Below are 17861 nucleotides of genomic sequence, written 5' to 3' on the forward strand. Positions count from 1 at the left end.
ATCCTTATTTCAGGAGGCTGAGACTTGAGTAAAATTTATGTGTTAGATACGAATGTACTTTTGCAGGATCCTAACGCCATTTTTTCCTTTGAAGAAAACGAAGTTGTCATCCCCGCCGTCGTGCTGGAAGAGGTCGATTCAAAAAAGCGGTATATGGACGAGGTCGGGAGAAATGCGAGGCACGTATCTAAGCTGATAGACGGGCTCAGGGAGAAAGGAAGGCTGCACGAGAAAGTTCCGCTTGAAAGCGGAGGAACGCTCAGAATTGAACTGAACCACCGGTCATTTCACCAGCTCCAAGAAATTTTTATCGAAAAAACGAATGATAACCGCATTTTGGCGGTGGCAAAAAATTTAAGCCTTGAGGAGGAAACGAAAGAAAACGGCCGCCTCGTCATCCTGGTCAGCAAAGATGTGCTTGTCAGGGTAAAGGCGGATGCCATCGGGCTTTTGGCGGAGGACTTTTTAAACGACAGAGTCGTTGATCATGATGAAATATATAGCGGGTACAAAGATATATTTATGAATAAAGAGCGGTTTGCCTCGTTTTATAAAAACAAACAAATTTCAGTTAAGGAGCTTCAGCAGCATCAAGTTTATCCGAATCAATTTGTGCTGATGAAAGATGAATTAGGAGGATCTTCGTCTGCGGTCGGCATGGCAGATAAGAAAGGCGAGACCGTAAAAAGACTCGTTTTCGATGATGAGCACGTATGGGGTATCAGGCCGAAGAACGTCCAGCAGACAATGGCGCTTGAACTCCTGCTGAGGGAAGATATCCCGCTTGTCACCCTGATCGGAAAAGCGGGAACGGGAAAAACCTTGCTTGCTCTCGCGGCAGGGCTTCTGCAGACGGAGGATCTCGGTATTTATAAAAAACTGATCGTCGCGCGTCCCATCGTCCCGGTGGGAAAGGATATCGGATATTTGCCGGGCGAAAAAGAGGAAAAGCTCAAGCCGTGGATGCAGCCGATCTTTGATAATCTTGAATTTTTATTCAATGCGAAAAAGCCGGGTGAACTTGAAGCGATTTTGGCAGGAATCGGATCGATTCAGGTGGAGGCGCTGACATACATTCGGGGAAGAAGCATTCCGGATCAATTTATTATTATTGATGAGGCTCAGAATTTGACGAGGCACGAGGTCAAAACGCTTTTGACTCGGGTGGGAGAGGGCAGCAAAATTGTCCTGATGGGCGATCCGGAGCAAATAGATCACCCATACTTAGACAGTTTAAACAACGGACTTGCTTATGTTGTAGAACGGTTTAAAGAACAAACCGTCTCCGGCAGCGTGAAGCTTGTGAAAGGTGAGAGATCCGGCCTTGCACAGCTTGCCGCCGATTTGTTATAAAACTTCGATTTCTGTGACGCCCGTTATTGGTTTTTCAAAGTCTCCGTCCACGTAAAAATGGACCGGGCCGCCGTCTTGAAGGGGTTTCCCCGCATCGCTGAAATGCGCGATTGCGTCCATCGCCTTTTCGAGCGGCACTTCGGTTCTTTCTGATTTTGAAATAAATGCGCACAGGACAGCGCTTTCTTTCGGCTCGGCATTTGCTAAAACAGCGCCGAGCTTCATGGCGAAGCTGCCGTTCATCAGTCTTTCTTTTTCATAACGTTTTTCGCTTTTTAAAGTCGGCGGCGAAATGCGCCCTTCTCTGATCACCCGTTCCGGATCAAGCGTATGCTCCTGGGTTTCTGCAGAGCCGTCCGGATGAACGGGCTGATTTTTTTCAAACGGAAACTTACGGTCATCGAAAATCCAGACACTCGGATCAATTGTAATCGGGTATGTAACATTGCCTTTTACTTGAATAACGCTCATGGTGAAGCCCCCCTTTACTTAAAGTATAAAAGTTTTCGCATGAATTGTCACTTTGCGTCGCAAATTAGATGTATACAACGGCAGCGAAGTGAGGGTGATCGACATGGTATGCCGGCATTACCAAGAGCTGGACGCATTAGTTCAGGAAGCGAAAAAAAGGACCGAAGAAGGCAAAGTGGCAGACTATATTCCAGCTCTGGCTGAATCTGAACAAGACAGCCTTTCGGTCACGATTTATCATGCGGAAAATACATGTCTGTCGGCAGGAGACGCCGACCGGACATTTACGCTGCAGAGCATTTCGAAAGTGCTTTCTCTGGCGCTCGTACTGATGGATTACGGAAAGGAAAAGGTGTTCAGCTGCGTGGGTCAGGAGCCGACCGGCGACCCGTTTAATTCCATGATTAAGCTTGAAACAATGAATCCGGGCAAGCCTTTAAATCCGATGATTAATGCGGGAGCCCTCGTCGTTACGGGTTTAATTAAAGGGCATTCGCCGAAAGACCGCCTGGATTACCTGCTCGGATTCATCAGAAGACTTGCGAATAATCAGGACATTACATATTGCAGACATGTCGCGGAATCGGAATTCAGTTCATCCATGATTAATCGGGCCATGTGTTATTACATGAAGCAGTATGACATTTTTGAAGGCGATGTAGAAGAGGTTATGGATCTGTATACAAAACAGTGCGCGATTAAGATGAGCAGTCTGGACTTAGCCAAAATCGGCTGTGTATTCGCCCTTGACGGCAAGCATCCGGAAACCGGGGAGCAGGTCATTAAAAAAGATGTGGCGAGAATCTGCAAGACGTTTATGGTGACATGCGGCATGTACAATGCGAGCGGGGAATTCGCGATCAAGGTCGGCATTCCCGCTAAAAGCGGCGTTTCGGGAGGAATCATGGGCATTTCGCCGTACAACTTCGGAATCGGTATATTCGGCCCGGCGCTTGATGAAAAAGGCAACAGCATCGCGGGTGTGAAGCTTTTGGAAATCATGTCTGAGAAATACAGGCTGAGTATTTTTTGAAACATTTTTTATCATAACATCTGCTTAAATCCTCTTGCAATTTCATCTGATACCCTTTATGATAAATAGAAGAATTAGGTACTCGCCTGGGGAACGGAGGGATACTTTTGGCTTCAGAGATTATAGTTGACCATCAGCAGAAAGCATTCGAGCTGTTGAAGTTAGATGCTGAGAAGATTTTGAAGCTGATCCGAGTACAAATGGATAACTTAACGATGCCTCAATGTCCTCTGTATGAAGAGGTCTTGGATACTCAGATGTTCGGACTGTCGAGGGAAATCGATTTTGCTGTCCGCCTGGGATTAGTTGACGAAAACGACGGCAAAGAGCTGCTGGACAGACTTGAAAGAGAACTGTCTGCTTTGCATGACGCGTTTACAGGAAAATAAATGATCAAACTCAAACTATTCAACGGTTTGGGTTTTTTTATAACCGTAAACCGTTTTTTTGCATCTTCTTTTCGTAAGACGGTCTCTTAATCTGCATTTCATCCGAAAAACTATAAAGAAACTGCGTAAAATGTTTATGAATTATAGTAAAATATAATACGCAATAGGTATTAAACGTAAGCTTTAAGCAGGAAAGAGGATGTTATGTTTAAAAGAATGTTAAAATCTTACGATTATTCATTGATATGCGCTATCATTCTGCTGTGCAGTTTCGGATTGGTAATGGTATACAGCTCAAGCATGATTACCGCCGTTATGCGTTACGGCGTGAGCAGCGACTATTTCTTTAAACGGCAGCTGTTCGCCGTCATCGCGGGGTTTGTGCTGTTTATCATCGCAGCCGTTTTTCCGTACAAAGTGTTCGCCCATCAAAAGATCCAGAAATTCATACTGCTTGCGTCAGTGGCTGCGCTTTGCGCGCTGTTTGTTTTCGGACATGTTGCCGGAAACGCGCAAAGCTGGTTTAAAATTGGCGGAATGGCCATTCAGCCGGGGGAATTTGTCAAGCTGACCCTGATACTGTACCTTGCCGCGGTATACGCAAAGAAACAAAGCTACATCGATCAGCTTTTGACGGGGGTTGCTCCGCCGGTGATCGTCACCGTAGTTATTTGTGCGCTTATCGCCATTCAGCCCGACTTCGGAACGGCGATGATTATCGGTCTGATCGCGTTTTGCGTCATTATGTGTTCGGGATTCAGCGGAAGGACCCTGCTCAGGCTGGTGCTCATGGCGGGAATCGTATTGCTCCTTGTCAGCCCGATCATCTATCTGAAATGGGACGATATTTTGACACCCGGGCGTATGAGCCGGTTTGAAAGCCTTGAAAATCCATTTAAATACGCCAGCACATCAGGCCTGCAGATTATAAATTCGTATTATGCGATCGGCTCAGGCGGTTTTTTCGGTCTCGGTCTTGGAGAAGGCATTCAAAAATACGGTTATCTGCCTGAATCGCATACAGACTTTATTATGGCGGTTATTTCAGAGGAGCTCGGCATTTTCGGCGTCCTGTTTGTCATTGTGCTGCTGGCTTTTGTCGTGTTAAAAGGTTTTTATATTGCGAGAAAATGTGAAGATCCGTTCGGGAGCCTTTTGGCAATCGGGATATCCAGCATGATTGCGATACAGACCTTTATCAATCTCGGCGGTGTCAGCGGTTTAATTCCGATCACAGGTGTTCCGCTGCCGTTTATCAGCTACGGGGGCTCATCAATGTTTTTGTTATTAACGAGCGCCGGTATATTGGTGAATGTCAGCATGCATGTCAAGTACTCAGAAAAGAAGAAAAAGAGGGAGCCCGTTCCGTCTAAGGGGGTAAAAAGACGGCAGACGGAAAAATCTGTGTATCTCTAAAAAACAAGTGTATACACAGGACGGATATTCCTTTATTATAAACTACATATTTATTAGGCCAAGGGGGAGAAAAGTTTGTCACAACAATCCATCCAAAAAGTGTTAGTAGCAAACAGGGGAGAAATTGCGATCCGGATTTTCCGGGCGTGCACAGAATTGAACATCAGAACGGTAGCCGTTTATTCAAAAGAAGATTCGGGCTCCTATCATCGCTATAAAGCGGATGAAGCTTATCTAGTGGGAGAAGGCAAAAAACCGATTGACGCGTATCTTGATATTGAAGGGATTATTGAGATCGCAAAAAGAAACGGCGTAGATGCCATTCATCCGGGCTACGGATTTCTCTCTGAAAATATCCAATTTGCGAGACGCTGTGAAGAAGAGGGCATCGTATTTATCGGACCGACGTCAGCGCATTTGGATATGTTCGGAGATAAGGTAAAGGCGAGGGAGCAGGCAGAAAAAGCCGGCATCCCCGTTATTCCGGGGAGTGACGGACCGGCTGAAACATTAAAAGATGTCGAACAATTCGCAAAAGTCCATGGATTTCCGTTTATTATTAAAGCATCGCTCGGAGGCGGAGGGCGCGGAATGAGAATCGTCCGAAGCGAAAGCGAATTGAAAGAATCGTTTGAGCGGGCCAAATCAGAAGCGAAAGCCGCATTCGGAAACGATGAAGTGTATGTTGAAAAACTGATCGAAAATCCTAAGCATATTGAAGTTCAGGTGATCGGAGATAATGAAGGCAATGTCGTCCATCTGTATGAGCGGGACTGTTCCGTTCAGAGACGCCATCAAAAGGTCATTGAGGTGGCGCCGAGTGTATCTTTGCAGCCTGAATTAAGGGACGAAATCTGTGAAGCGGCTGTGGCGCTTGCGAAAAATGTCGGCTATATCAACGCGGGGACCGTGGAATTTCTCGTAGCGGGCGGTGAATTTTACTTTATTGAAGTGAACCCGCGCGTACAAGTGGAGCATACGATTACGGAAATGATAACGGGGGTTGATATCGTTCAGACGCAAATCCTCGTCGCGCAGGGCCACGGACTGCACAGCCGTGCCGTCAATATTCCTGAGCAGAAAGACATTTTTACAAACGGGTATGCGATCCAATCACGTGTGACCACTGAAGATCCGCTGAATGACTTTATGCCTGACACGGGTAAAATTATGGCTTACCGCTCAGGCGGCGGCTTCGGCGTCCGCCTTGATACGGGAAACAGCTTCCAGGGCGCCGTCATCACGCCTTATTATGATTCACTGCTCGTCAAGCTGTCGACATGGGCGCTGACGTTTGAACAGGCATCAGCGAAAATGGTCCGCAACCTGCAGGAATTCAGGATCAGAGGCATTAAGACCAATATTCCGTTTCTTGAAAACGTGGCAAAGCATGAAAAATTCCTGACGGGCCAATACGACACATCGTTTATCGACACAACGCCTGAGCTGTTTGTTTTCCCAAAACAGAAGGACCGCGGAACAAAAATGCTTTCCTATATCGGCAATGTCACAGTGAACGGTTTTCCGGGAATCGGGAAAAAAGAAAAACCTGCATTTGATAAGCCTCAGACCGTTACGTTAGATATCGGGGAAAAGCCGGCAAGCGGTACGAAACAGATCCTTGATGAAAGAGGCGCCGAGGGGCTTGCAGACTGGGTGAAAGAGCAAAAATCCGTGCTCCTGACCGATACAACGTTCAGGGATGCCCATCAGTCCCTGCTCGCAACACGGATCAGATCCAATGATTTGAAAAAAATCGCGAATCCTACGGCTGCCCTGTGGCCTGAACTGTTCAGCCTTGAAATGTGGGGAGGCGCGACATTTGATGTAGCGTACCGTTTCTTAAAAGAAGACCCTTGGAAACGCCTTGAAGATCTTCGCAAGGAAGTGCCGAACACATTGTTCCAGATGCTGCTTCGTTCATCAAATGCCGTCGGTTATACAAACTATCCGGACAATGTCATCCAAAAATTTGTCCGGCAGTCAGCGGAGTCAGGTATTGACGTATTCCGGATCTTTGACAGCCTGAACTGGGTAAAAGGGATGACGCTGGCCATCGATGCCGTTCGTGAAACCGGAAAAGTGGCGGAGGCTGCGATTTGTTACACGGGAGATATTCTTGATAAGACCCGGACGAAATATGATTTGAAGTATTATCTTTCTATGGCGAAAGAGCTTGAGGCGTCTGGTGCGCACATTCTCGGCATTAAAGACATGGCCGGTCTTTTGAAACCTCAAGCCGCATACGAACTTATCTCAGCGCTGAAGGAAACGATTGATATTCCCGTTCATCTTCACACGCATGATACGAGCGGCAATGGCGTCTTTCTCTATGCCAAAGCTGTTGAAGCGGGTGTGGACATCGTGGATGTCGCCGTCAGCTCAATGGCGGGTCTGACTTCACAGCCGAGCGCAAGCGGATTTTATCATGCCCTTGAAGGAAACAGCCGCCGTCCTGAAATGGATGTCCGCCAGGTGGAAAGACTGTCACAATATTGGGAATCAGTCCGTCAGTATTACAGTGAATTTGAAAGCGGGATGAAGTCTCCGCATACTGAGATTTATAATCATGAAATGCCGGGCGGCCAGTACAGCAATCTGCAGCAGCAGGCAAAAGGAGTCGGCCTCGGTGATCGCTGGAATGAGGTGAAAGACATGTACAGCGTCGTCAACCGCATGTTCGGCGACGTCGTGAAAGTAACACCTTCTTCCAAAGTCGTCGGAGATATGGCGCTTTACATGGTGCAAAACAATTTAACAGAACAAGATGTTTATGATAAAGGCGAAACGCTTGATTTTCCGGATTCAGTCGTTGAGCTCTTTAAAGGGCAGATCGGCCAGCCGCACGGCGGATTTCCGGAAAAACTGCAAAAGCTCGTTCTGAAAGGACAGACGCCGATCACGGTAAGACCGGGTGAGCTGCTTGAACCGGTATCTTTTGAAGGCATTAAAGAAGAATGGAAAGAAACACATCAGATGGAATTGAGTGATCAGGACGCAATCGCGTATGCTCTTTATCCGAAGGTGTTTACAGAATATGTTAAAACGGCTGAACGCTTCGGTGATATTTCCGTATTGGACACACCGACTTTCTTCTACGGCATGACACTCGGTGAAGAAATCGAAGTGGAAATCGAGCGCGGAAAAACGCTGATCGTGAAGCTTGTATCTATCGGTGAACCGCAGCCAGATGCGACACGTGTCGTTTATTTCGAATTGAACGGCCAGCCGCGCGAGGTGGTCATTAAAGATGAAAGCATAAAATCGTCCGTACAGGAAAAATTAAAAGCAGATCGGACAAACCCAAGCCACATTGCGGCATCCATGCCGGGAACCGTCATTAAATTGTTAACGGAAACCGGGGCAAAGGTAAATAAAGGCGATCATCTGATGATTAATGAAGCGATGAAAATGGAGACGACGGTACAGGCGCCGTTCTCCGGGACGATACAGCAGATTCATGTGAAAAACGGTGAACCGATTCAGACAGGTGATTTACTGATCGAAATTGAAAAAGCGTAAAAAATGAATATAAAAAACCTGATCCGCCCCCGTGTGCGATCAGGTTTTTTATATGTAGAAAGACCGAAGCTCTAATGCTTCGGCCTTTTCATGTGCCTCAGATGTTCCGCTGTTTTGATTCATAGCGGAAGCGGGCGATTAATAATAAGAAATAGCATAAGACGCCGAACAGGCCGGCAATAAAGAGCGAATGGGCAAGTGCAAAACCGGTGGCCATTTCTGAATAAACAACCATGATTCCGGACAGCGCCTGTAATAAAACAAAGACAAGAGCCGCTATCCAGCCCCCAAGAATCTGTTTTTGATCTTTGTAGGAGCGCACCGCATGCGCAAAAGCGACAAGAATCCATACGAACAGAAGCAGTGCTGCCGTTCTGTGGCCCATCTGCACATATTCCTGAAAATGGGACGGAAGCCCGTGGTTCAGCCTGCTGCAAAGCGGAACGTCAGGGCAGGCAAGGCTTGATTTCGTATGGCGCACATAAGCCCCCGTATAAACGACGATATACGTGTAAATCGAAAGGCCGATCATATGAAACTGCATTTTCCTGCCGATTCTGAGCGGCTTGACGAGCTTTTTGTCTGATTTATCAGCTTCAAATATGAGCAGCGTCAAAATTAGAACAGAAGCGAAAGAAATCAGCGATATGCCGAAATGAAGCGCCATAACGAGCGCATTTGATCCGAAAACAACCGCTAATGCGCCGAGAATCGCCTGTAAAAATAAAAAGATAATGGACATAATGGCGAGAAAGGTTGTTTCACGGAAAACAGGCGTGACTTTTCTCCATGCCCAAAAAGCGAGGCTCAGCACGAGAACGATTGAGACACCGCTTGCGAGTCTGTGGCTCCATTCAATGATAGAAGCGGCGTTAAGCTCCGGGAAAAACCGGCCGTGGCAAAGCGGCCACTGCCTTCCGCAACCGAGACCCGATCCTGTCTTTGTGACAAGAGCGCCGCCGATCAGCACGACGAGCATGACGAATGTCGTCAGTACGCCGAGCGCTTTCAAAGCTTTATTCATTTTACATTCACCTTCTTAACAAACTGGACAAAATGATATACGTACCAAGTGTAAGCGAATATGTGTTTTGTGGCAATTCTCAATTCTGTTTGTTCACAAAAATATAATAGAATCAGGACTTCTTAGATAATGGGGTTGATTATTCCAGATGGGTCTGATAGAAATAAAGTAACCGCTTTATTAAGAAACCGGCGGATTTGGTAAAATTCATAAAAAGTTCACAAATAAATTCCTGTTTCTCGTTTAATATTTAAGAGGATGTTTTTTTACAGGTCATTATCTTGTATGATAGAGTTGCAGGTCTTAAAAAACCTGCTTTAGGTTTGTAAGGGAGGTTTACGTTATGGCTAATTCCAGAATTTTAAACGATACAGCTATAGACGGACAGATTGAAGAGACGACGGCATGGAAGGATTTCCTTTCGCTTATCAAAATAGGAATCGTCAATTCGAATTTAATTACGACTTTTACCGGCATGTGGCTTGCGTTACATATATCCGGTCTGAGTTTTTTAGGCAATTTAAACACCGTGCTTCTTACATTAATAGGATCTTCTTTGATCATCGCCGGTTCTTGTGCGGTTAACAACTATTACGATCGTGATATTGATCATTTAATGGAACGCACGAAAGTAAGACCGACGGTAACCGGAAAGATTCAGCCGAATCAAGCGCTGTGGTCAGGAATTTTACTCATTGCTTTAGGACTTATCATGCTCTTGATGACCACTGTGATGGCAGCAGTCATCGGTTTTATCGGCGTGTTTACGTACGTTGTTCTTTATACAATGTGGACGAAACGCCGTTATACGATTAATACGGTTGTCGGAAGTGTATCAGGCGCCGTGCCGCCGTTAATCGGCTGGACAGCGGTTGAAGGGCACATCGGTGTTGTCGCGTGGGTTTTATTCATGATTTTATTCATCTGGCAGATTCCGCACTTTTTAGCGCTTGCGATTAAAAAGACGGAAGATTACAGAGCAGCGAATATCCCGATGCTTCCGGTAGTGCACGGCTTTGAAGTGACGAAAAGACAGATTATCGTCTGGGTCGCATGCCTGCTGCCTCTTCCGTTTTTCCTCGGCAGTCTCGGTCTTCCGATCGTCATTCTCGGCACTTTGCTGAATGTCGGATGGCTTGTTCTCGGACTGATGGGATTCCGCATGAAAAACATCATGAAGTGGGCAACTCTTATGTTTGTCTATTCGCTTAATTACATGACCATTTATTTTGTAGCGATGGTGGTCTTCACGCTGTTTTAATTGAATAATGAGCTTGTTTGATCGCCAAAACAAACAATGACAACTAGTAAACGCCGCCTTGACCTTTTGTTTAATCAGGCGGCTTTGCTTTTATACATAGATGGAATTTTAAGTAAAAAATCTCATATTTTAAGAAATGAGGAAATGAAGTATTTCGGCTGGAAGCAGATTTACTGCTTGTGCATCTCGTACTGATTCAAAAAAGGGGTTGGGTGAAATGTTAAAGCGTTGGCGTCTTTTATCATTATTAGCCTTAGTGCCGCTTTTATTGAGCGGCTGTGGAAAACCGTTTCTGTCCACACTCAAGCCTGCCGGCGAAGTGGCTGATAAACAATATGATCTGACGGTGCTCAGCACACTTATCATGGTTGTCGTCGTTGCGGTCGTAGCAGTTATTTTCTTTTACGTCATTGTGAGATTCAGACGGTCGCGTGTAGGGGAAGACACGATACCGAAACAGGTGGAGGGGAACCGTTTTTTAGAAATCACCTGGACCGTTATTCCGATCCTGCTTCTGATTATTCTTGTCATTCCGGTTGTCATCGACACATTGGCACTGGCGGATACGTCGCCGATGGATAAGAAAAACCGTAAAGCAGAGGATGCGCTCGTGATTAATGTAAGGGCGAATTTATACTGGTGGGAATTCGAGTATCCTGATTACGGGTTTGTGACAAGTCAGGAGCTGATCGTTCCCACAGATGAACGCGTCTATTTCAAGCTGAAGTCCTCAGATGTGAAACACTCTTTCTGGATTCCGTCAGCCGGGGGGAAAATCGATACGAATACGGATAATGACAATACTTTCTTTCTGACCTTCGATTCTAAACGCAGCAAAGAAGCGGGAGAATATTTCTTCGGGAAATGCGCAGAGCTGTGCGGACCTTCACATGCGCTGATGGATTTCAAAGTGAAACCGCTGCCGTCAAAAGAATTTAAACAATGGACGAAAGCGATGAAAAATTATAAGCATACAACAGATTCCGGTTTAGCCGCGCAAGGAGAAGAGCTCTTTAAGGAAAAAAACTGCCTGAGCTGTCATGCGGTTGAGCCCAATGATAAACGGGCTGAAGCGGCAAGAACAGCTCCGAACCTCGCTACCTTCGGTGAACGGGTCAAAGTGGCCGGCATTAAGGATGCGAATAAAGAGAATATAAAAGCCTGGCTGAAAAATCCGGACAGCATTAAACCGGGCAATAAAATGACAGGCACTTATCCGAAGCTCTCGGACGCTGAAACGGATGCGCTGTATGAATATTTAAAAGGGCTGAAAGCGGAGAACAAGTGAGGACAGGGAGATATCAGGGGGGAGGTCGCAAATGATGAATACGCTTACAGGACAGCAAAGAAAAAGCTCTTTGCTTTGGGATTATTTGACGACGGTTGACCATAAGAAAATCGCGATTTTATATATGATCGCCGGGGGATTTTTCTTCGTCGTCGGCGGACTTGAGGCCATGCTTATCAGGATTCAGCTCTTGAGGCCGGGGAACGATTTTATGGGTGCGCAGCAGTTTAATGAAATTATGACGATGCACGGCACGACAATGATCTTCCTGGCGGCGATGCCGCTGTTATTCGGGCTGATGAACGCGGTTGTGCCGCTGCAGATCGGGGCGCGTGACGTATCATTCCCATTTTTGAATGCGCTCGGATTTTGGCTGTTTTTCTTCGGAGGCATCTTTTTGAATCTGAGCTGGTTTTTAGGGGGCGCTCCTGATGCAGGATGGACGTCGTACGCGTCACTTGCGCTGAATTCGAAAGGGCACGGCATAGACTTTTTCGTGCTCGGCCTGCAAATATCAGGCTTAGGTACGCTGATTGCGGGGATCAATTTTCTCGCCACGATTATTAATATGAGGGCGCCGGGTTTGACGTATATGAGATTGCCGCTGTTTACGTGGACGACATTTGTGGCGTCGGCACTCATTTTATTCGCATTTCCTCCGCTCACCGTCGGTTTGGCGCTGATGATGCTGGATCGTTTGTTCGGAACGAATTTCTTTAATCCTGAATTGGGCGGCAATACGATAATCTGGGAGCATCTGTTTTGGATTTTCGGGCATCCGGAAGTATACATTTTAATTCTTCCCGCCTTTGGGATTTTTTCAGAAATCATTCCCGTATTTGCGAGGAAACGTCTGTTCGGTTATTCGTCTATGGTCTTTGCGATCGTGCTGATCGGCTTTCTCGGGTTCATGGTTTGGGTTCACCACATGTTTACGACGGGACTCGGACCGATCGCTAATGCGATATTTGCGGTTGCGACGATGGCGATCGCGGTGCCTACGGGCATTAAAATTTTCAACTGGCTTTTGACCATCTGGGGAGGAAATGTCAAATTCACGACGCCTATGCTGTATGCCGTCGCCTTTATTCCTTCTTTCGTACTCGGAGGAGTCACGGGTGTCATGCTGGCGGCCGCAGCGGCAGATTATCAGTTCCATGATACGTATTTTGTCGTAGCGCATTTCCACTACGTCATTATCGGCGGCGTTGTGTTCGGCATCCTGGCGGGCGTGCATTTCTGGTGGCCGAAAATGTTCGGGAAGGTGCTTCATGAAACGATGGGGAAAATTTCGTTCGTCTTATTTTTTATCGGGTTTCATCTTACCTTCTTCATTCAGCATTTCCTCGGCTTGATGGGAATGCCGCGGCGCGTTTACACATATCTGCCCGGCCAGGGTCTTGATACCGGCAACCTGATCAGTTCAATCGGCGCGTTTTTCATGGCGGGCGCGGCTGCTTTACTCGTGGTCAATATTATTTATACCTCAATAAAGGGGAAATACGTCGGGAACGACCCGTGGCTGGACGGTCGTACGCTTGAATGGGCGGTCTCTTCGCCGCCGCCGGAATATAATTTTAAACAGCTTCCGTTTGTCCGGGGACTTGACCCGCTATGGATTGAAAAGCAGGCCGGAAATGAAGGGATGGCGCCTGCAGAGCCTGTAGAGGACATTCATATGCCGAACGGCTCCATCATGCCGTTTATCATATCTTTCGGGCTGTTTGTCGCAGCGTTTGGGTTTTTATACCACTCCGATTATTCATGGGGGCTTCCGGTTATCTTCATAGGGCTCGGCATCACATTCTTTACCATGCTGCTTCGCTCTGTGGTCGATGATTACGGCTATCATATTCACAAAGAAGATCTGCCGAATGATGATAAAGGGGTGAAGGCGTAATGCAGCTGCAGGAAAAAATGACGGCTGAAACCTTTCCGGCTTCTCCTGAAAAAGCAACGCTGGAGGGGAAAAATAAGTTTTTGGGATTTTGGCTGTTTCTCGGCGGCGAAACGGTTCTGTTCGCCTCGCTATTTGCGACATTTCTTGCTTTACGGGAATCTAAAGCCGGAGGGCCGTCAACGGCTGAGATGTTTGAGCTGCCGATCGTGTTTATCGCGACGATGCTTCTTTTAACGAGCAGCTTAACGAGTGTGTATGCGATGTATCATATGAAAAATTTCTCCTTTAAAAAAATGCAGGTGTGGCTTTTGGTTACCGTTTTATTGGGAGCAGGATTTTTAGGGGTAGAAATCTATGAATTTATGCATTACACTCACGAATTCGGCTTTACCATTACAAGCTCTGCGCTCGGCTCTGCGTTTTACACGCTGGTCGGCACACACGGAGCACACGTGGCGTTCGGGCTGTTGTGGATCAGCGCGCTTATGATCCGGAATGCGAAAAGAGGGCTCAGCCTTTATAATGCGCCGAAATATTATGTGGCCAGCTTATATTGGCATTTTATCGATGTCGTGTGGGTCTTTATCTTTACCGTTGTATATTTGATGGGGATGGTGGGATAACGATGGACGATAACAAAAACAGAGGGACTGTCAGTACGGATCTCGAATATCGGAAAAAGAAAAATGCCGAGGAGATGAAATATCAGGTCATATCCTTCGGTTTGATGATCGGTCTTACGCTTGTCGCGTTTTTGACGGTGGCTGCAGACGGCATTGCCGGATGGTTTACGATGCCGTTTCTGATCCTGCTTGCGGTCATCCAGGTCATCTTTCAGCTGTTTTACTTTATGCATATGAGCCAGAAAGGGCATGAAGCGCCGTCATTATTTCTGTATTCGGGAATATTTGTCGCGTTTATCACCGTGCTTGCATTTGTCACGATTATTTGGTGGTAATCGGGGCGGCGGGGAGTGAGAGATTTGATTAATTTAGAAATGTTCGGGTTTCGCGCAATGTGGAGCCCGTATCTGTTTTGTATAACTGCCGTGATAACAGGTGTTTACTTTTACTGGTGCAGCCGGCATAAAGGACGTGTGGCCGCTAAGGAGAAGGTGCTGTTTGTGCTTTCCGCGCTGTTTTTTTACGCGGCTGCGGGAAGTCCGGTTGATTTATTGGGCCATGTGATGTTCAGCGCCCATATGACGCAGATGGCGGTTCTGTTTTTAGTCGTACCGCCGCTGTTGATTTCCGGAATTCCCGGCTGGGCATGGAAAAAACTGATCTTCCGTCCTGTCGTAAAGCCGCTGTTTTCGTTCTTTTCAATGCCGCTTATCGCATTAGTGCTGTTTAACGGTATTTTTTCACTGTATCACATCCCGTTTATATTTGATTTCGTCAAAACGGATTCGCTGTATCACACGCTGATGAACGGACTCATCTTTGTAACGGCGTTTTTTATGTGGTGGCCGCTTGTGCATAAGGTGGACGGTCTGCCCCGTCTCAGCGGTTTAATGAAGCTGGGGTATATTATGGCAGACGGGATTCTGTTAACGCCGGCCTGCTCGCTCATTATGTTCAGCGGGGCGCCCATGTATGCCACGTATACAGATCCGGCGGCTTGGGCCGAAGCAATGAAGCTTTGCGTTCCTTTAGACTTGTTGGAGGAGATCCCTTTATCCGGACCGGAGATGTTTAACACGCTGCCTCCTCTGGAAGATCAGCAGCTTGGGGCAGTGCTGATGAAAATCATTCAAGAGGCGGTCTACGGAACATATTTGGCTGTCATCTTTTTTCAGTGGGTCAGAACGGAACGGGAAAAAGATACGCTGTCAGAGCCGCCGTATATAGAGCATACCGTCTCATAAAAAAAGTACAGCAGAATAGGGACTGCCCCCCGTTTTTGAGACAGGGGTCAAAACACCTTTTAAACAGCCAATTGCCGATAGTTTATCGGTGATTGGTTGTTTAGTTTGGTTTGAATACGAATATTGTTATAATAATGAATGTATTCTATGACAGTGCGTTCTACGATGGCAGTCGTAGTTCGATCAATGCTGTTAAGATAGAACGTTTCAGACTTTAGCGAGGAATGAAACGATTCGATGGAGGCATTATCAGCGGGCGTCCCTTTGCGGGACATGCTCATGGTAATGCCTTTTGTTTTAACAGCTTTTTGATACTCGTAAGATGTATACACAGAACCTTGGTCACTATGTAACACGCAGTTCTCAGGCAGCATTGGTAGCTGATCAAGTGTGTCTAAGACAAAGGCTGTGTCCTGCTTATCCCCAATAGTAAAAGCAATCACTTCTCCATTGTATAAATCTAATATACTGGAAAGGTACAATTGTTTCTGTCCATAAGGCAAATATGTGATGTCCGTTACTAGTTTTTCAAGAGGACGATCAGACTGAAAGTTCCGATCCAATATATTATCGACCACGGCATATGGCTGCCCATCCTTCTTGCGCTTTTTCACCTTAACCCGACACTGCCATTGATTTTTCTGCATAATACGTTGAACCGTTTTATGGTTAATACACATTCTCTTTTTTAGTATGGCTGTGATTTTTCGATATCCATATCGATACTTGTGCTCTCGGCACAACGTGCCGATTTGTTTTTCCAAATGGCGCTTGGGATGATCCTTCATCAGATTCTTCTTCCAACGATAATAAGACGCTCGAGAGATACCTAAATGAATACAGATATCCTGTACGGTCATTGTGCTGTGCAATATTTCTACAAGTTCGACTGACGTTTCGCTATCAACTTCCTTTCCAATTCGTTGTACTTTTTTAAAACTTCATTCTGTTGTCTCAGGTAACGAATCTCTGCCTGCAGTTTCTCTAAATCGGAAGAATACTCCGGACCTTTTCCGTAAGTGTATTGCTTTCCAACAGGCTGTTCGAATCGATGTGTATCACCAGCCTTATACCATCTAACCCATGTCTGAACCTGTGTCTTATTCTTAATATTCAACTCCTGCATGATCTCTTTCATAGGTACGCCTGCCAATCTCATTTCTACAGCCTTCTGTTTCGCTTCAACCGGATAACTCACTCTTGTCCCCATAGAAAAAACACCTCCAAGTCTAATTTCGGATAACAATCATCCGTATTCAAACTTGAAGGTGTTTTTATTTGTCTCATCTTATGGGGTCAGTCCCAATATGCTGTACTTTTTTATTACATTTGCACTGTTTTTAATGACTCTTCCAATTCAAGCAGTAAAGCTTTGCTTTCAGCGACAACATGTTCCGGAAATTCTTCAGCGCTGCCGTATTCTACGCCGTGCGGATAATAATGCTTTCCTAAAAGAGGGGCCTTCAGCTGAATCACGGCCCGGCTGCCGCCGACATCGCCCTCTTTTGCCGTTCCTTGAATCCGCAGATAAAATGTCCCCTCAGGTACTGAAAACTTTTTGTCGTAAGTCACTCTTTCATAATCCCATTGTCCAGCCAGAATGAGCCCTTTACCTTCCATCAGATCATTCAAGCGGCTGAGCTCCGCTGTTACCCCTTCAAGACCGCTGTTTTCAAACTTCAAACCTTCCCCCTCCTTTTAAAAATGCCCTTTCCTGACAATCATAGTATGAAAGCGTTACACTTTCAATGATTCATACGGTGAAAGTATGCAAAAAGAAAAATTTGACGACAATAGTAGCAGAAAAAGGAGGAATTCCGCAATGACAAAGATCAATAAGCTCATGACGTCAGACTTGCAATATTGTACAGTATTAGATAATGTATATGAAGCTGCGGTGAAGATGAAAGACGCGGATGTCGGCGCCATTCCGATAGTGGATGAAGACGGCGCGACCCTTGTCGGGATCGTGACAGACAGAGATCTCGTATTACGGGGAATTGCTTCAAAAAAGCCGAACTCTCAAAAAATAACCGACGCAATGACAGAGCGGGTTATCAGTGCAGAAGAAGACGCCTCTGTGGAGGAGGTGCTCCATTTGATGGCTGAACATCAGCTCAGAAGAATTCCCGTCACAAAGGATAAAAAACTGGTCGGCATTGTTACGCTCGGCGATCTTTCGTTGGCCGAGCAATCAAATGAGCAAGCAGGCCGGGCGCTGTCTGACATTTCTGAAGACGGCGGTCCGGAGGGGTTTATCCATTAAACATAAATCACGGACGATGCAAATAGGCTGTACTGTATAAGAGTAAACAAAAACAGAACGGTTTGAACATA

Annotated in this window: 16 protein-coding genes; 12 read left to right on the forward strand and 4 right to left on the reverse strand. The window is 46.2% G+C overall.

The window, feature by feature from the left end; genetic code table 11:
• The first annotated feature begins 24 nt into the window (after nt 1-24).
• Complete coding sequence (locus GNE05_RS07865) at nt 25-1353, forward strand: PhoH family protein (RefSeq protein WP_014417660.1); 1329 nt, start codon at nt 25-27, stop codon at nt 1351-1353.
• On the opposite strand, the gene GNE05_RS07870 is transcribed toward GNE05_RS07865, so the two are convergent.
• Nucleotides 1348-1824, reverse strand: coding sequence for a hypothetical protein (locus GNE05_RS07870; RefSeq protein ID WP_007409680.1), 477 nt, complete (start codon nt 1822-1824; stop codon nt 1348-1350). The two genes, GNE05_RS07865 and GNE05_RS07870, sit on opposite strands and share 6 nt — an antisense overlap.
• Before the next feature lie 103 nt (nt 1825-1927).
• On the opposite strand from GNE05_RS07870, the gene glsA reads away from it, so the two are divergent.
• From glsA to pyc, 4 genes are all read left to right on the forward strand, one after another.
• Nucleotides 1928-2857: a glutaminase A gene (gene glsA / locus GNE05_RS07875; protein WP_160183199.1), complete on the forward strand. Its 930-nt coding sequence runs from the start codon at nt 1928-1930 to the stop codon at nt 2855-2857.
• A 107-nt stretch (nt 2858-2964) separates the two neighbouring features.
• Entirely contained in the window at nt 2965-3246 is a 282-nt protein-coding gene (locus GNE05_RS07880) for an Fpa/YlaN family protein (RefSeq protein WP_003154494.1), read from the forward strand.
• A 204-nt stretch (nt 3247-3450) separates the two neighbouring features.
• On the forward strand, nt 3451-4662 hold the full coding sequence (locus GNE05_RS07885) for an FtsW/RodA/SpoVE family cell cycle protein (RefSeq protein WP_053104324.1): 1212 nt from the start codon (nt 3451-3453) through the stop codon (nt 4660-4662).
• A 75-nt stretch (nt 4663-4737) separates the two neighbouring features.
• On the forward strand, nt 4738-8184 hold the full coding sequence (pyc, locus tag GNE05_RS07890) for a pyruvate carboxylase (protein ID WP_160182645.1): 3447 nt from the start codon (nt 4738-4740) through the stop codon (nt 8182-8184).
• Between the two features lie 97 nt (nt 8185-8281).
• Here pyc and ctaA read toward each other — a convergent pair whose 3' ends face one another.
• Nucleotides 8282-9208, reverse strand: a complete 927-nt coding sequence (gene ctaA, locus GNE05_RS07895; RefSeq protein ID WP_021493725.1) for a heme A synthase CtaA — start codon at nt 9206-9208, stop codon at nt 8282-8284.
• Nucleotides 9209-9551: 343 nt separating this feature from the next.
• Here ctaA and cyoE point away from each other — a divergent pair, with 343 nt between their 5' ends.
• From cyoE to ctaG, 6 genes are all read left to right on the forward strand, one after another.
• Nucleotides 9552-10469 carry a heme o synthase gene (gene cyoE, locus GNE05_RS07900; RefSeq protein WP_003154486.1) on the forward strand — a complete coding sequence of 306 codons (918 nt, stop codon included), beginning with the start codon at nt 9552-9554 and terminating at the stop codon, nt 10467-10469.
• A gap of 217 nt (nt 10470-10686) precedes the next feature.
• Nucleotides 10687-11757, forward strand: coding sequence for a cytochrome c oxidase subunit II (gene coxB / locus GNE05_RS07905; protein WP_014417699.1), 1071 nt, complete (start codon nt 10687-10689; stop codon nt 11755-11757).
• A gap of 31 nt (nt 11758-11788) precedes the next feature.
• Nucleotides 11789-13657 (forward strand): cytochrome c oxidase subunit I, encoded by a 1869-nt coding sequence (gene ctaD / locus GNE05_RS07910; RefSeq protein WP_007611227.1) that lies wholly within the window; start codon nt 11789-11791, stop codon nt 13655-13657.
• A complete protein-coding gene (ctaE, locus tag GNE05_RS07915; RefSeq protein ID WP_003154482.1) occupies nt 13657-14280 on the forward strand; it encodes a cytochrome c oxidase subunit III in 624 nt (207 codons plus the stop codon). Before ctaD ends, ctaE begins: the two co-directional genes overlap by 1 nt.
• Before the next feature lie 2 nt (nt 14281-14282).
• Nucleotides 14283-14615 carry a cytochrome c oxidase subunit IVB gene (ctaF, locus tag GNE05_RS07920; protein WP_007409686.1) on the forward strand — a complete coding sequence of 111 codons (333 nt, stop codon included), beginning with the start codon at nt 14283-14285 and terminating at the stop codon, nt 14613-14615.
• A gap of 24 nt (nt 14616-14639) precedes the next feature.
• Nucleotides 14640-15524 (forward strand): cytochrome c oxidase assembly factor CtaG, encoded by an 885-nt coding sequence (gene ctaG, locus GNE05_RS07925; RefSeq protein ID WP_160182646.1) that lies wholly within the window; start codon nt 14640-14642, stop codon nt 15522-15524.
• A gap of 59 nt (nt 15525-15583) precedes the next feature.
• On the opposite strand, the gene GNE05_RS07930 is transcribed toward ctaG, so the two are convergent.
• Nucleotides 15584-16734 (reverse strand): IS3 family transposase gene (locus tag GNE05_RS07930; RefSeq protein ID WP_099566475.1). Its coding sequence is split into 2 segments (ribosomal slippage): nt 15584-16461 and nt 16461-16734, totalling 1152 coding nucleotides; the frame shifts between segments, so codons are not numbered across the junction.
• A 113-nt stretch (nt 16735-16847) separates the two neighbouring features.
• Nucleotides 16848-17207 (reverse strand): YugN family protein, encoded by a 360-nt coding sequence (locus tag GNE05_RS07935; RefSeq protein ID WP_007409688.1) that lies wholly within the window; start codon nt 17205-17207, stop codon nt 16848-16850.
• A gap of 139 nt (nt 17208-17346) precedes the next feature.
• On the opposite strand from GNE05_RS07935, the gene GNE05_RS07940 reads away from it, so the two are divergent.
• Complete coding sequence (locus GNE05_RS07940) at nt 17347-17790, forward strand: CBS domain-containing protein (protein ID WP_014417702.1); 444 nt, start codon at nt 17347-17349, stop codon at nt 17788-17790.
• Nucleotides 17791-17861: the final 71 nt, after the last annotated feature.

The sequence above is a fragment of the Bacillus sp. AM1(2019) genome, assembly GCF_009906915.1.
In the GTDB taxonomy this organism is placed as follows: Bacteria; Bacillota; Bacilli; order Bacillales; family Bacillaceae; genus Bacillus; species Bacillus velezensis.

Excerpts from the sequence above, each read along its gene's own strand:
- GNE05_RS07870 (WP_007409680.1), bottom strand. The coding sequence starts at position 1,824 with ATGAGCGTTATTCAAGTAAAAGGCAATGTTACATACCCGATTACAATT.
- glsA (WP_160183199.1), top strand. The coding sequence starts at position 1,928 with ATGGTATGCCGGCATTACCAAGAGCTGGACGCATTAGTTCAGGAAGCG.
- GNE05_RS07885 (WP_053104324.1), top strand. The coding sequence starts at position 3,451 with ATGTTTAAAAGAATGTTAAAATCTTACGATTATTCATTGATATGCGCT.
- ctaA (WP_021493725.1), bottom strand. The coding sequence starts at position 9,208 with ATGAATAAAGCTTTGAAAGCGCTCGGCGTACTGACGACATTCGTCATG.
- cyoE (WP_003154486.1), top strand. The coding sequence starts at position 9,552 with ATGGCTAATTCCAGAATTTTAAACGATACAGCTATAGACGGACAGATT.
- coxB (WP_014417699.1), top strand. The coding sequence starts at position 10,687 with ATGTTAAAGCGTTGGCGTCTTTTATCATTATTAGCCTTAGTGCCGCTT.
- ctaD (WP_007611227.1), top strand. The coding sequence starts at position 11,789 with ATGATGAATACGCTTACAGGACAGCAAAGAAAAAGCTCTTTGCTTTGG.
- ctaE (WP_003154482.1), top strand. The coding sequence starts at position 13,657 with ATGCAGCTGCAGGAAAAAATGACGGCTGAAACCTTTCCGGCTTCTCCT.
- ctaF (WP_007409686.1), top strand. The coding sequence starts at position 14,283 with ATGGACGATAACAAAAACAGAGGGACTGTCAGTACGGATCTCGAATAT.
- GNE05_RS07940 (WP_014417702.1), top strand. The coding sequence starts at position 17,347 with ATGACAAAGATCAATAAGCTCATGACGTCAGACTTGCAATATTGTACA.